The sequence below is a fragment of the Nocardioides abyssi genome (assembly GCF_030412915.1).
GTDB lineage: Bacteria > Actinomycetota > Actinomycetes > Propionibacteriales > Nocardioidaceae > Nocardioides > Nocardioides abyssi.
In genome coordinates this window covers 1-242 of record NZ_JAUHJR010000230.1, presented here as the reverse complement: position 1 = coordinate 242, position 242 = coordinate 1, and the positions used below count along the sequence as shown (strand labels likewise).

Here is a 242-nt window from a genome sequence, read left to right as displayed (position 1 = left end):
GACCTAGAAGAACGTGTAGCGCACCGCGTAGGCGATGACCGCGGCGTAGTAGATCGCGATCATGAAGCAGATCCCGACCTGCCACCACCCGAGCGCCTCGGTCGCCCGCGACTGCCGGGCGCACGACAGCGGCGCCGAGCCGCGGTGCCGGTGGCCGAGCGCGTAGTCGAGGAAGAGGAACGGGATGCCGGCGGTCAGCAGCGCCACGAGGTAGGGGACGACGAACGCGCCGCCGCCGTTCT

1 pseudogene is annotated in these 242 nt (G+C 70.2%); it reads right to left on the bottom strand.

Going from position 1 to position 242, the window contains the following annotated elements:
• Nucleotides 1–6 precede the first annotated feature (6 nt).
• Nucleotides 7–242 (bottom strand): annotated as a pseudogene (locus QWY29_RS20605) (sodium-dependent transporter); the annotation flags it as partial.